This is a genomic window from Streptococcus varani (genome assembly GCF_001375655.1).
Classification (GTDB): Bacteria; Bacillota; Bacilli; order Lactobacillales; family Streptococcaceae; genus Streptococcus; species Streptococcus varani.
The window spans coordinates 26,618-41,036 of record NZ_CTEN01000003.1 but is presented as its reverse complement, the minus strand read 5'-3'; the positions used below and the strand labels follow the sequence as shown (position 1 = coordinate 41,036).

The following is a 14,419-nucleotide window of genomic DNA, read 5'->3' as shown; positions in this document are numbered from 1 at the left end:
TTAACTAAGGAGAATAACAAGAGAGTTCTCCGGTTTTATTGAGGTGTATCAATGAAGATTAAGAATATTAAATATACGCTACTTTCGACTGTAACAATAGCTTGTTGCCTTTTGATGAGTAAGCTGACTTATGCTGCAGATATTTCCTTATAATGGAGCTTCAATTGAGAAAGCACTAGGGACACAAGGAAAAGATATCTTCAAAAAAACAGTTGAGAAATACTCAGATAATTTCATTTTCATGTACAAGAATACCCCAGCTGCTGAAGGGAATGATGCTCCTACAGCAAGTTATATGAAAGGATTATGGCTTGCTAATTATGCACATCAATGGGGCGGATTGATGGATACGTGGAAATGGTATGAAACAGGTAAATGGAAACTATTTGCTGATGGGAATATCGGGAAAACTCAAGGGAATCGCCAATGGTTAACAGAACCAGAAGCTATGTTGGGTGCGGAGGCTATGAATATCTATTTGAATGGTGGGACTGTTTATAATTTTGAACACCCAGCTTATACATATGGGGTCAAAAATCAAGCTAGTCCGTTATTTGACACAGTTATTAAAAATTTCTTCAAATATATTGTTGAACATCCAGCTCCTTCTAAGGATGAAGTATTAGCAAATACAGCAGTCCTTTTACGAGGAAATTATTCTCAAAATAAAAATGGTCATTTCTTTGAGGGGGTTAATACAGCAGAAATGGCATCAACAGCTAATCGTAAAACGACATTAGATTCTCTTTACAAAAAGGAATACGAGGGAGATATCTTTGCAGATAAGATAGACAATAGATTATTTGTTTATAATTATGAATACAATAAGGATAGAGATCAAAAAGGAAACTTTGAATTAAATGGGAAACCATTTGATCTTACACTTAAATCACATTCGTATGCAATTGTAACAGATACGGAAAATGGTCTCAGCATCAAACTAAACAACTTCAGAATAAACAAAGATAGTTTATGGGGTACAGCAAATAGTGCGCTCGCAGCTAGTTTGATGCCAACTTTAAGTAAAGAAGATGCTATTAAATGGGTGGACGAAGTCTACATTCACAACACACCTGCATCTGAACAACAAGAAACAGTCATTTTATTGAAAAATAGTCTACAAAAACCAACTGTGAACATTCTTTCCAGTTCAGATTCAAATATGAAACCACCGGTAATAGAATATAATGCAACTACTAAAACAACTACTATAAAGATTATTACTAATGGTAATGTTGATTTCAATATAAACTACTAATTAACGTAAGCACAAAAAATTAACTCAAATTAAGGAGAAAATTATGTCAACATTTTATGTTCCATCAACGAACCTGATTGGTCGCGGAGTGATCAATGAAATCGGGAGTCATGTCAAGGAATTAGGCTATAAGAAGGCTCTTCTTGTGACAGACCACTTTATCGCATCATCAGATATTTTACCTAAAGTGACAGGACCTCTTGAACAAGCAGGTATCGAGTATGTGGTCTTTGAAGATGTAGACCCAAACCCATCTTGTAAGAATGTGTATGATGGTCTTGCAGTATTGAAGGAAAATGACTGCGACTTTATCGTTTCTGTCGGTGGTGGCTCTCCACAGGATGCGGCTAGTTGTATCTCTGTCATGGCGACAAACGATATGACACCGCAAGAACTGGAAGGGCTCCATAAGTCAGTCAATAAGGGCTTGCCAGTCGTAGCTATCAATACCACCGCAGGCACTTCAGCAGAAATTACCATCAACTATGTGATTACAGATGAAGACCGCAAGGTTAAGATGGTCATGGTGGATAAGAATAGTCTAGCCCTCATGTCTGTCAATGACCCGGAACTCATGATGTCTAAACCAGCCGACTTGACTGCTGCAACTGGTATGGATGCTCTGACTCATGCTATTGAAGCCTTGGTAACACCTGGTGCCTATGGGGTCACCAAAAAACTGTCTATCGGTGCTATCGAGCTCATCAAGGAGTATTTGCCACGTGCCGTTGAAGATGGGCATGACACCGAAGCGCGTGAAGCTATGGTCAATGCGATTTTCCTCGGTGGTATGGCCTTCAACAATGCTGGTCTTGGTTATGTACACTCTATGGCCCACCAATTAGGAGCGGTTTACCACTTGCCACATGGTGTTTGCTGTGCCATGTTATTGCCAATCATTGAAAAAGAAAATGCCAAACGGGTTCCAGCTGCCTTTCGTAATGTAGCCAAGGCACTCGGACTTCAAGTTGATGGCAAATCAGATGAAGAATGCGCAACTTATGCCATCTCTGAAATTGAAAAACTCTCTGAAACAGTTGGTATTCCTAAGAAATTGACAGAACTGGATATTCAGGAAGCAAACTTTGACTTTGAATACCTGTCTAAGAACGCTCTGGTTGATGCCTGCGCACCAGGCAACCCATTCATGCCAACACTAGAAGAAACCATTGCCTTCTACAAAGAATTGTTTTAAGGACAATTGAAATACAATATAGAGTCAAATAAATTCGCTTTCAGACTAGAAACTAAGGCGCAGGTAGCTCCAACAGTCAGGGGAGTGACTGTTGGAGGTTGGAAATAGAAGAAACTAAGTTTCTCTCAACTGTAGTACGGCAAGCCGATAGTGACGGTGTATCAGAGGTAATTCAAAAGACTATAACCATCGATGCAGCCACATGAGATGATAGTCTTGTGTGGCTTTTTACTATTGCAAATCAAAACGATATTGATGAAAACGTGGGTATATTTGCATCGCATTGCCTCCTTACAATAAAGCATTTTTAAGGTATAATACAAGTAGAGAGTAGGGCATTTTTTTAGATAGCATTTTTGTAATCCCTATCGGATTGCTTCAGTAGAGAAGGGGAAGTTATGAGTCAGCAGGATATATTTCAGCAAGAATTGTTCTTGAATCTTGACGAAGTTTACCAAGAACAGATTAGACAATCCTATCAGTATATACACTCTCTTGGAGAAATGAAAGCGATAGAGCAAGAGTGGGCTAAGTACAAATACTTAATCTTAGAGCATTCACACAAGATTTATCTGCAAATTAGACACTTGTTAAAGGATAAGCAGGCCTTTCCAGGGCAAGAATTTTTAATCTTAATCTGCCAGGCACTCCAAGAGAAAACCGATCGTCTGACAAAGGTAAATTCTATTGATCATGTTTGGGGATATTTTAAAAATACAGCGACACAAGAAGAAAAAGAAATCTACAAGAATATGCTGGACAGTTTTATTGGCGATGAAATAGAGTTAAGCGAAATGAAAGCCTTCCTATATGCATTAACCAAAAAATATCACGTGCACTACCTCTTGGAATCGTATTATTTTATAAACATCCAGCCTTGAATGTACAAGCAAAATCAAAAAAAGTGCCTATTTCCTGAGAATAAGCACTTTTTGCAGTACGACGGGCATGTCGTACATCTGAGGTGCAAGTCCTCCGTGGGCACCCGCTACCGGTGAACCCAATAGCGACTCCCAAGCCTGACTATCGCGAGGTAGCGGGGAGAGGAAGGGATAGCGAAATCGTGGCTCTACGAACAGAAACGTGATATTAAGGCGTATATAGCGGATGAGGGGGCTGAAAGCTCTAAAGTCCAAATAGGTAGTCGTAACCTATATGCGTAAATCACGAGAGTAATGGAAGTGGAGCGAAGGGCTTAACAATTAACCGAAGTAATCCTACTTCACTTGTGTCTGTAAAACTAGCGGTCTGATAGAACTGGATGCGGTCATGTATTGACTAGAGGAAGGTTCACCAATATAAGATGTCCCTCAGACACCGAAACAAGAAAGGAATACGCACATGTCACAGTTACTAGATACTATTCTATCTCGCTCCAACATGGTGGAAGCCTACAATCAAGTGAAAGTCAACAAGGGTTCAGCTGGAATTGATGGCATCCCAACAGTAATGGACAGAATGATTCAACAGGCCATCGTCCAAGTTATCAGCCCTCTGTGTGAACCTCATTTCTCCGAAACGAGCTATGGGTTTAGACCGAAACGGTCATGCGAAAAAGCCATCATCAAGTTACTAGAATACCTTAATGATGGCTATGAGTGGATTGTGGACATTGACCTTGAGAAATTCTTCGACACAGTTCCCCAAGATAGATTGATGTCTCTTGTCCATAACATTATCCAAGATGGAGATACAGAGTCTCTGATTCGTAGGTATCTTCATTCGGGTGTAGTTATCAATGGACAGCGCCATAAAACGCTGGTGGGAACACCACAAGGTGGGAATCTATCTCCCCTCCTGTCCAATATCACGCTCAATGAGCTGGACAAGGAATTGGAAAATCGAGGGCTTCGTTTCGTCCGGTACGCAGATGACTGTGTCATCACAGTTGGGAGCGAAGCATCTGCCAAACGTATCATGTATTAAGTTAGCCGATTCATTAAGAAGCGACTGGGATTGAAAGTCAATATGACCAAGACTAAGATTACCAGACCGAGTCAACTGAAGTACCTTGGATTCGGATTCTGGAAATCAGCTGAAGGGTGGAAAAGTCGTCCACATCAAGAGAGTATCCAGAGTTTCAAGAGGAAACTTAGGAAGCTCACAACACGCAAATGGAGCACTGACTTGGGTAGCCGTATTGAGAAACTCAACTGGCTTATTCGCGGATGGATAAACTACTTCGCATTGACTAACATGAAGTCAGTCATGGGAGAAATTGATAAACGATTGAGGACACGAATTAGAGTTATTATTTGGAAACAATGGAAGAAGAAGTCAAGGCGACTTTGGGGACTACTTAAACTAGGGACTCCCAAATGGATAGCTGATAAGGTATCTGGCTGGGGTGACCACTATCAATTAGTGGCTCTCCACAGGATGCGGCTAGTTGTATCTCTGTCATGGCGACAAACGATATGACACCGCAAGAACTGGAAGGGCTCCATAAGTCAGTCAATAAGGGCTTGCCAGTCGTAGCTATCAATACCACCGCAGGCACTTCAGCAGAAATTACCATCAACTATGTGATTACAGATGAAGACCGCAAGGTTAAGATGGTCATGGTGGATAAGAATAGTCTAGCCCTCATGTCTGTCAATGACCCGGAACTCATGATGTCTAAACCAGCCGACTTGACTGCTGCAACTGGTATGGATGCTCTGACTCATGCTATTGAAGCCTTGGTAACACCTGGTGCCTATGGGGTCACCAAAAAACTGTCTATCGGTGCTATCGAGCTCATCAAGGAGTATTTGCCACGTGCCGTTGAAGATGGGCATGACACCGAAGCGCGTGAAGCTATGGTCAATGCGATTTTCCTCGGTGGTATGGCCTTCAACAATGCTGGTCTTGGTTATGTACACTCTATGGCCCACCAATTAGGAGCGGTTTACCACTTGCCACATGGTGTTTGCTGTGCCATGTTATTGCCAATCATTGAAAAAGAAAATGCCAAACGGGTTCCAGCTGCCTTTCGTAATGTAGCCAAGGCACTCGGACTTCAAGTTGATGGCAAATCAGATGAAGAATGCGCAACTTATGCCATCTCTGAAATTGAAAAACTCTCTGAAACAGTTGGTATTCCTAAGAAATTGACAGAACTGGATATTCAGGAAGCAAACTTTGACTTTGAATACCTGTCTAAGAACGCTCTGGTTGATGCCTGCGCACCAGGCAACCCATTCATGCCAACACTAGAAGAAACCATTGCCTTCTACAAAGAATTGTTTTAAGGACAATTGAAATACAATATAGAGTCAAATAAATTCGCTTTCAGACTAGAAACTAAGGCGCAGGTAGCTCCAACAGTCAGGGGAGTGACTGTTGGAGGTTGGAAATAGAAGAAACTAAGTTTCTCTCAACTGTAGTACGGCAAGCCGATAGTGACGGTGTATCAGAGGTAATTCAAAAGACTATAACCATCGATGCAGCCACATGAGATGATAGTCTTGTGTGGCTTTTTACTATTGCAAATCAAAACGATATTGATGAAAACGTGGGTATATTTGCATCGCATTGCCTCCTTACAATAAAGCATTTTTAAGGTATAATACAAGTAGAGAGTAGGGCATTTTTTTAGATAGCATTTTTGTAATCCCTATCGGATTGCTTCAGTAGAGAAGGGGAAGTTATGAGTCAGCAGGATATATTTCAGCAAGAATTGTTCTTGAATCTTGACGAAGTTTACCAAGAACAGATTAGACAATCCTATCAGTATATACACTCTCTTGGAGAAATGAAAGCGATAGAGCAAGAGTGGGCTAAGTACAAATACTTAATCTTAGAGCATTCACACAAGATTTATCTGCAAATTAGACACTTGTTAAAGGATAAGCAGGCCTTTCCAGGGCAAGAATTTTTAATCTTAATCTGCCAGGCACTCCAAGAGAAAACCGATCGTCTGACAAAGGTAAATTCTATTGATCATGTTTGGGGATATTTTAAAAATACAGCGACACAAGAAGAAAAAGAAATCTACAAGAATATGCTGGACAGTTTTATTGGCGATGAAATAGAGTTAAGCGAAATGAAAGCCTTCCTATATGCATTAACCAAAAAATATCACGTGCACTACCTCTTGGAATCGTATTATTTTATAAACATCCAGCCTTGAATGTACAAGCAAAATCAAAAAAAGTGCCTATTTCCTGAGAATAAGCACTTTTTGCAGTACGACGGGCATGTCGTACATCTGAGGTGCAAGTCCTCCGTGGGCACCCGCTACCGGTGAACCCAATAGCGACTCCCAAGCCTGACTATCGCGAGGTAGCGGGGAGAGGAAGGGATAGCGAAATCGTGGCTCTACGAACAGAAACGTGATATTAAGGCGTATATAGCGGATGAGGGGGCTGAAAGCTCTAAAGTCCAAATAGGTAGTCGTAACCTATATGCGTAAATCACGAGAGTAATGGAAGTGGAGCGAAGGGCTTAACAATTAACCGAAGTAATCCTACTTCACTTGTGTCTGTAAAACTAGCGGTCTGATAGAACTGGATGCGGTCATGTATTGACTAGAGGAAGGTTCACCAATATAAGATGTCCCTCAGACACCGAAACAAGAAAGGAATACGCACATGTCACAGTTACTAGATACTATTCTATCTCGCTCCAACATGGTGGAAGCCTACAATCAAGTGAAAGTCAACAAGGGTTCAGCTGGAATTGATGGCATTACCATTGACCAAATGGATGAATATCTCCGCCAATATTGGCGACCAACCAAAGAGTTGATAAAACAGAGAAAATACAAACCTCAACCAGTCCTACGCGTTGAAATCCCAAAGCCCAATGGAGGAGTCCGCCAGCTTGGCATCCCAACAGTAATGGACAGAATGATTCAACAGGCCATCGTCCAAGTTATCAGCCCTCTGTGTGAACCTCATTTCTCCGAAACGAGCTATGGGTTTAGACCGAAACGGTCATGCGAAAAAGCCATCATCAAGTTACTAGAATACCTTAATGATGGCTATGAGTGGATTGTGGACATTGACCTTGAGAAATTCTTCGACACAGTTCCCCAAGATAGATTGATGTCTCTTGTCCATAACATTATCCAAGATGGAGATACAGAGTCTCTGATTCGTAGGTATCTTCATTCGGGTGTAGTTATCAATGGACAGCGCCATAAAACGCTGGTGGGAACACCACAAGGTGGGAATCTATCTCCCCTCCTGTCCAATATCACGCTCAATGAGCTGGACAAGGAATTGGAAAATCGAGGGCTTCGTTTCGTCCGGTACGCAGATGACTGTGTCATCACAGTTGGGAGCGAAGTATCTGCCAAACGTATCATGTATTCAGTTAGCCGATTCATTGAGAAGCGACTGGGATTGAAAGTCAATATGACCAAGACTAAGATTACCAGACCGAGTCAACTGAAGTACCTTGGATTCGGATTCTGGAAATCAGCTGAAGGTTGGAAAAGTCGTCCACATCAAGAGAGTATCCAGAGTTTCAAGAGGAAACTTAGGAAGCTCACAACACGCAAATGGAGCACTGACTTGGGTAGCCGTATTGAGAAACTCAACTGGCTTATTCGCAGATGGATAAACTACTTCGCATTGACTAACATGAAGTCAGTCATGGGAGAAATTGATAAACGATTGAGGACACGAATTAGAGTTATTATTTGGAAACAATGGAAGAAGAAGTCAAGGCGACTTTGGGGACTACTTAAACTAGGGACTCCCAAATGGATAGCTGATAAGGTATCTGGCTGGGGTGACCACTATCAATTAGTGGCACAAAAGTCAATTCTAAAACGAGCTATATCAAAACCAGTCCTCGCTAAACGTGGACTAGTTTCATGCCTAGATTATTATCTTGAACGACATGCGTTAAAAGTTAGTTGAACCGCCGTGTGCCGAACGGCACGCACGGTGGTGTGAGAGGGGCTAGGAATTAGTCTCTACTCGATTCTAGAATTTATTGTAACATTAAAAATTCTTCCAGTGGCATGTTGGCGATGACCTTTGGAATACCCGAGCCATCTGGTTGAAAAATCATGGTCCAGCCGGCATCTGGATAGTAACCAAATGCCTTATCAAATTTTCCTTGATGGGTGAAAAAGACAGTATTGGTATGCGGAGATGGAGGAGTTACTGTTCGATTACGAAGTCCTTGCAAGGAAACTTCCAGTTCATTTTGATCCGTAAAGAAGAGAGAACCAGTAAAGTCTCTGTGAATTTGAATGGGTTGATTAAGGCTCTTGAATGCTTCGATTGCGTGTTGCCATACAAAGAAATACTCACTGCTGTAAACCGTTTCGACAGGGATGCCTAATTCTTGGTATTTATACCCTAAATCCTGCATGGCTTGAATACTCTGTTCACTGATTCTTTGTCCATCATCATAAGTTCCTGGGACAGCCTCAACATCAGAATTGCCACGTGTGGCACCAGTATAGCGATGAAAAATCACCAGGCCTCCTTCTTTTAGGCGCTCAACTAGATCGCTAGGTGTTTGCGGTCTAGGATTATCAATGACTTTTGTCCTTGCAACAACTAGGTTGTCTTTCTGAGCGGATGATGCATGGCTACCTTGTTCATTTTGAACTTGATTAGTTGTGCTTTCGGGACTATTTGTTTCAGATTCCTTTGCTCCACAGGCTACCAATAAAAGGACCAAGAGACTGGCTGAGATAGAAAGCGATAATTTTTTCTTGAACGGCAAGGTATTTCCTCCCTATGTCTTTTAAAATAATGATAAGTTTTCCTGTTCTAACTTGTCAATAAAAGTGATTCGTAAGTAAAGGATTCTATCTAATAGGGTAGGTCAGAGATCAAAGACTAGCTGATCTAGAAAATAAAGAGAGAAGTAGCAGAATTTAAAACTCATTGTCTACTGGTCTTTTTGAAACGATAAGAAGTGCAATGATGTCGTAAATTAGCCAACTGTGTGGAGAATAGGAAATATAATGGGGAAGCCATTTGCTGGCGTACTTTGCTTTATAACGCCTGAGTCCAGAAAATGAATAAAATTTATTTCCATACTTATAAACCAGATGTACAAAGCGCTCAAGAATAGGAGCTGTGGGTTTGAGTCCAACATTGGACAGAGGTGCCATACCAAGACTGAAGAAGTGGTAACCCTCTTTTTGTGCATACAAGAAGAGTTTGATAAACATGAAATCCATGGTCGCATTGGGAGAAGAATTTTTATCAAAGCGCATGAGGTCGATGCCCAATTTCTGTCCGAGCTCATCACGAAGCAAATTTGCGAAGGCGATGATCCTACCATCGGAGTTAGTAACGATGGCCAAATCACAAGCTTGCAGATAATCTCTCTGAAAGAATCCAAGTGAATAACCCATTTCTTTTCGAGACCCTAACCATTTGTCGGAGATTTCTTTTAACTTAGCCAAGGTCTCTTCCTTATGAGGTGCCTTCAAAACTTGGAAACTCAAGCCATCTTTTTCGAAACGAGACAAGACATAGCGTTGATTTTTCATTCCATGTCCTTGTAAAGAGAACTTTTGTGCAGCTACTAAGGCTAATTCACCCAACTTCAAAAAGTGATAACCATAGTCATGTAGTTTCAAAGTGGTTTTTTCACCAACCTCATAAAAAACAGGCTGGTAACTCAATCGATCACTAATCTCAATGAACGCTTCTAATGCAGCATGTTGATCGGATTCCAGACCGAAAGGCTCTGACAAAACTAGAAGTTTGTTGCCTTCAATGGCGTACTGAAAAGCAATAGTTTTTTCACCTCTTTCGTTTTCATAATAAAAGATAGACTTATCTCCAGTGAAATACAAATTACCTTCCAAACTTGTTCCATATTTTATCTTAAAATCAATGAAAGTAAGGGTATCCGTTTTTAATTTCAGATTATCCTGGTCACTTTTCAAATAACTAAGCAAAGCTTTGAGAAGCAAAATCATAAAAAAGATAAAAAGGACAATATAAATCAAAGAAATACTAATGGATAATTGTGGTTTTCTCATAATGTCTTTTCCAATTTGATTAAAATTGATGATACTCACCAAAGAAATGATAATCAAATCGACAGTCAAATCTTCCCAAGCATATAAAAATTGAATACGGAAGTGCTGCTTCTGGGTTAGATAAGTCAGAGCAATCATGAGAATGTGTGGTAAAATAGACCACCAGCCACCACCATTGACCAGTAAATAAAGGACTGTAACCAAGGAGCTCGGAATTAGTATGTTGAGAGCCTTCTCCTGTTTGCAAAATACCAACCGACCTATAAAGACATAGAGGATACCAATAGCAATGGATAGGAAGTTATTGATTAGGTTGAGATGGGTTTGGAACAATAGATTTGTCATCTTATTGACTAATTTGACTTCAGTCAGATCCACAATAGGAGCAATAAAAATCAGACCGTAAAGATAAATAAAGCTAGCATTTGCTTTATGCAACAAGCTTCTTAAAATATTACCCACATCATGAGCTAGTTTATTTTTAGTATCTGAAACAAGTTGTTGAAAGAAGATGCCGGTAGCCAAGAAGAAGGGTAAAATGAAAATTCCAAGCCGATAAACAATCAACCAGGTCAGTGCCAATTCTCCTGACAGACCCATGGACATCAAACCAGCTAGAGTGACCAAATCAAAAGATCCCCAGCCTCCTGGAACAGCGGACAAGATACCTATAAGACTAGCAACAATCACTAAGATAGCCACTGATAAAAGGTTAAAGTCAATACCAATCACCAGCCCAACTAAAAGAAAAGAAGAACAGAGCGTTGCCCATTCGAGTATCGAAGTTGCTGCTAAGGTCAGTTGATCTTTCATGGAGAGTCCCTCAAATACTTTAAAAGAAGTCAGATTCACTAGAACAAGAAGTCCAATAAAGTAGAGGGAAAAGCTATGGATAATGAGAACATATCTGTCTGCATAGCCTGTCCAATGGCCCGACAAGACGAGCAGACTAGTTATAAAGGCTAGAATGGACAAGCCGATGATTTGAAAGGGGAGAATACTATCAATCGTTTTGGGGAATTCTGCCTTTTTTTCAGCTTTTTTATAAAAGAAGAAATACCTAAGTCCAACATAAATGGTTTCAATCAGACTGACTGTTTTGTTATACGCATTGATGGCGTAAGAAATTGTGATAATCTTTTTCCACTTTTCTTTGATTTTCGTTTTCCGACTCAAGACTAAGTCATAACCAATGCTCGGAATAGTGCTTATTATCCCTAGCAGACCAATGGCTAAAAGCTGAGTAATTCCATAGGAATTTAGATACTGTCGGACTCTTTCAAGGGACAAGTTATCAAGAAATTTACCAGAATCAAGGAAAACCATGATAAAAATGATAGCAGCTAGTACGAATCGCAAGAGCCATTTGTATTTTCTAATTTTCTCCATCAGGTCCTCCTTTGGTTGATTTTTCTAAGAAAGTTAAAACCAAGCGATTAAAATATTGTGGTTTCTTCTGGGAGGCTTGGTGTCCTTGGCCTATCAAAATATGATAAGTCGAGTTTTTTACCAAGTGAGCCAGAAATAGAATATGTTCCAGGCGAATCACATCGAATTGTCCCACTAAGAATAAGGTCGGGGCAGTGATCTGACGTAGGTCCCGCTTACTAATCTTAAGGTCTTCTACTAGGAGTCCAGCAACACGGTGTTCTTTCTCCATGAAAGGCAAGTATTTAGTGATACCGTGCCATAGGATGGAACCTATCTGAGCTATGGTATGCAAGCCTTCAAAGCTTAAATTGGGTGCGTTTAAAATCAAGCGGTTGATTCTTTCAGGATAGGAAGTAGCGAATTTAACAGCCAAGTTAGCTCCATCTGAAAAACCCAATAGGGTAGCTTTTTCAATCGCAAAATGATCCATAATCTCCTTTAAGTCCTCTACTAAAATTGAAAAAGTTAACTTGTCTCGGGCATTTTGTGACTTACCATGGTCACGGTAGTCAAAGCGGATAACTTGAAAATGTTCCTGAAATGCCGGTAGCTGGCTATCAAAATAGGTCAAGTCACTGTTGTTTCCATGAAGTAGAAAAAGGATATCACCCTGTCCTGCTATTTCGTAGTAAATTTTACTTTCATCCCTTAAGGAGAGATAGCCTTTCTTTGTTTTTTTCATCTTTCAAGCCCGCTTTCTCTGAAAATGCTCTCTTTTTATCAAAATAATAAGAAGACGACATATTTCACTTTTCAAAACTCTCTTCTAACTAATATTATAGCACAAAGCTAAGGAACCTTAGTCCATGACAAAGAGTTTATGGTACTTCTCTCTATCAGAAAATCGCTATTTTCATCTTTAAGTTATATAATACCTTTAAGAGTATTTTAGGAAAAATGAATTGATACCATGGAGAGAGTATGTAGATGAATACATTAGAATGGAAATCCATTGTCTTACAAAAAATGGGCTTGATAGAACCCATGACAGTCAATGAGATTTGCAGAAAGCATAACGGCGTTCAGGCTCAGTTCCAGACCTATGCCACTGAGGGATTTAAAACGAGGCTTAGTTCAGAAGATTTTGCCAGTGATTGGAGCCAAAACTTAGTCAGACAGTGGTCTATCCGTGGGACTGTTCATGCCTATCTGAAAGAAGAAATCCCCCTCTACTTGTATGAGGGAAGAAATTATTGCAAACCCAACCTCCATCAAGCGTCTTGGGATGGCATCCTCTCTGCGGAAGAGAAAAACTACTATGCTCAACTCATTCTCCATAGTTTCAAGTCTGGGAATAAGAAACGAGAAGACTTAAAAATGATCTGTCGCGAAGATGGACTTAGTCTTGAAAAGGAAAAAACACTTTTTAATGCTTGGGGTGGTATTTTTTTCTCACTGGTTGCTCAAGGTTTGATTTACCAAGAATATGGACAGAGAGTTTTTGGACTTTTGGAAAACTACACTCCTATGGCAAAAGAAGCTGCAGAACTGGAAATCGCCAGACGTTATTTTTCAGGTTTCGGACCGGTTAGCCTAAGGGATGCCAGATACTATTTCAAGGAGAATAACAGTGTCATTGAAACTTGGATGAAAAAATTAGATCTTACTAGTATTGAAGTTGACGGCAAAACTAGATTCTATAGTGGAGAACTTCATGATCCAGTGGCTATTCCAAGAGTTCTCTTTATTGCAGGTTTTGATGCCCTCTTATTAAGTTTGGAAAAACGCGACAATCCTTTTTTTGATCCTCGGTTTATCCGAAACATCTACACCATGACCGGTATCCTGAAACCAACCATTATGTTAGATGGACAGTTAGTTGCCACTTGGCGCAAAGAAAAGGGAGTGACCTATATCAAACCCTTTAGCCAGATGAAAGCCACAGATAAAAAAATCATTCTGCAAACAGCAGAGGAGAAACATCCCAAAATTGCCTTTGAGTAAGACAAGGATAGAAAGTAGTGAGTAGATGCGATTGTTATTTGAAATGGACGCCAAGGATTACGCAAGTTGTAAGACTATTTTTCAACGCGATTCAGCGAGGTCGATTATCTTGTCACAAGGCAAAGTAGCCATGGTCTACAGTCAAAAATATGATTATTATAAGTTTCCCGGTGGAGGCATTGAAAATAGAGAAAAACCAGAGAAAGCAATGATTCGAGAAACATTAGAGGAAACTGGACTCATTGTCAAACCGGATAGTATCAGAGAATTTGGCCTAGTCCATCGCATTCAGAAAAGCGATCGGGATGAGAATCAGTGTTTTATTCAGGATAATTATTACTATTTTTGTCAAGTTGAAGATCATATCTTTCCCCAAAATTTAGATGCTTATGAAGCAGAAGAAGGACATATTTTGCACTTTGTTGATCCTAGAGAAGCCATCCGGAAAAATGATCAAGTAAAGACGAGCCCTTATAATAAAGTTATGTTTGAAAGAGAAGCTAGGGTTCTGCAGATGCTGATAGATGAAGGTTGGTTTGACTAATCTATTCAAAAAATCTATTGACAAAGGATAAAGACAGGTTTATCATCTTCTCAAGAAATGATAAGAGATTTGAAAGCAACATTTTGTATATTAAGGAGT

At 40.1% G+C, this 14,419-nt stretch carries 10 protein-coding genes and 2 pseudogenes; 9 read left to right on the top strand and 3 right to left on the bottom strand.

Annotated elements, in window-relative coordinates; all coding sequences use genetic code 11:
- The first annotated feature begins 130 nt into the window (after positions 1 to 130).
- The 7 genes and pseudogenes from BN1356_RS06305 to ltrA (BN1356_RS06275) all read left to right on the top strand — a co-directional run bounded on the left by BN1356_RS06305 (position 131) and on the right by ltrA (BN1356_RS06275) (position 8,305).
- On the top strand, positions 131 to 1,258 hold the full coding sequence (locus BN1356_RS06305) for a glycoside hydrolase family 98 domain-containing protein (protein WP_093650565.1): 1,128 nt from the start codon (positions 131 to 133) through the stop codon (positions 1,256 to 1,258).
- A 43-nt stretch (positions 1,259 to 1,301) separates the two neighbouring features.
- Positions 1,302 to 2,453, top strand: a complete 1,152-nt coding sequence (locus tag BN1356_RS06300) for an iron-containing alcohol dehydrogenase (protein WP_093650564.1) — start codon at positions 1,302 to 1,304, stop codon at positions 2,451 to 2,453.
- A 398-nt stretch (positions 2,454 to 2,851) separates the two neighbouring features.
- On the top strand, positions 2,852 to 3,334 hold the full coding sequence (locus BN1356_RS06295) for a YbgA family protein (protein WP_093650563.1): 483 nt from the start codon (positions 2,852 to 2,854) through the stop codon (positions 3,332 to 3,334).
- A 460-nt stretch (positions 3,335 to 3,794) separates the two neighbouring features.
- Positions 3,795 to 4,823, top strand: a pseudogene (ltrA, locus tag BN1356_RS06290) (group II intron reverse transcriptase/maturase); the annotation flags it as partial.
- Positions 4,820 to 5,686: pseudogene (locus BN1356_RS06285) on the top strand (iron-containing alcohol dehydrogenase); the annotation flags it as partial. The pseudogenes ltrA (BN1356_RS06290) and BN1356_RS06285, both read left to right, overlap by 4 nt.
- A gap of 398 nt (positions 5,687 to 6,084) precedes the next feature.
- On the top strand, positions 6,085 to 6,567 hold the full coding sequence (locus BN1356_RS06280; protein ID WP_093650563.1) for a YbgA family protein: 483 nt from the start codon (positions 6,085 to 6,087) through the stop codon (positions 6,565 to 6,567).
- Positions 6,568 to 7,027: 460 nt separating this feature from the next.
- Complete coding sequence (gene ltrA, locus BN1356_RS06275) at positions 7,028 to 8,305, top strand: group II intron reverse transcriptase/maturase (RefSeq protein ID WP_093650562.1); 1,278 nt, start codon at positions 7,028 to 7,030, stop codon at positions 8,303 to 8,305.
- A 73-nt stretch (positions 8,306 to 8,378) separates the two neighbouring features.
- Here the strand turns inward: ltrA (BN1356_RS06275) and BN1356_RS06270 are convergent, their stop codons facing one another.
- From BN1356_RS06270 to BN1356_RS06260, 3 genes are all read right to left on the bottom strand, one after another.
- On the bottom strand, positions 8,379 to 9,125 hold the full coding sequence (locus tag BN1356_RS06270) for a histidine phosphatase family protein (protein ID WP_093650561.1): 747 nt from the start codon (positions 9,123 to 9,125) through the stop codon (positions 8,379 to 8,381).
- A 154-nt stretch (positions 9,126 to 9,279) separates the two neighbouring features.
- The gene (mprF, locus tag BN1356_RS06265) at positions 9,280 to 11,790 is read right to left on the bottom strand and encodes a bifunctional lysylphosphatidylglycerol flippase/synthetase MprF (protein ID WP_093650560.1); all 2,511 of its coding nucleotides are present in this window, start codon (positions 11,788 to 11,790) and stop codon (positions 9,280 to 9,282) included.
- Positions 11,777 to 12,514, bottom strand: a complete 738-nt coding sequence (locus tag BN1356_RS06260) for an alpha/beta fold hydrolase (protein ID WP_093650559.1) — start codon at positions 12,512 to 12,514, stop codon at positions 11,777 to 11,779. The genes mprF and BN1356_RS06260 overlap by 14 nt, the downstream gene beginning before the upstream one ends.
- 245 nt (positions 12,515 to 12,759) lie before the next feature.
- Between BN1356_RS06260 and BN1356_RS06255 the strand changes: the two genes are divergently transcribed.
- Together BN1356_RS06255 and BN1356_RS06250 are read left to right on the top strand one after the other, a co-directional pair.
- Positions 12,760 to 13,776, top strand: a complete 1,017-nt coding sequence (locus tag BN1356_RS06255; protein ID WP_093650558.1) for a DNA glycosylase AlkZ-like family protein — start codon at positions 12,760 to 12,762, stop codon at positions 13,774 to 13,776.
- A gap of 25 nt (positions 13,777 to 13,801) precedes the next feature.
- Entirely contained in the window at positions 13,802 to 14,320 is a 519-nt protein-coding gene (locus tag BN1356_RS06250; RefSeq protein WP_093650557.1) for an NUDIX hydrolase, read from the top strand.
- Positions 14,321 to 14,419: the final 99 nt, after the last annotated feature.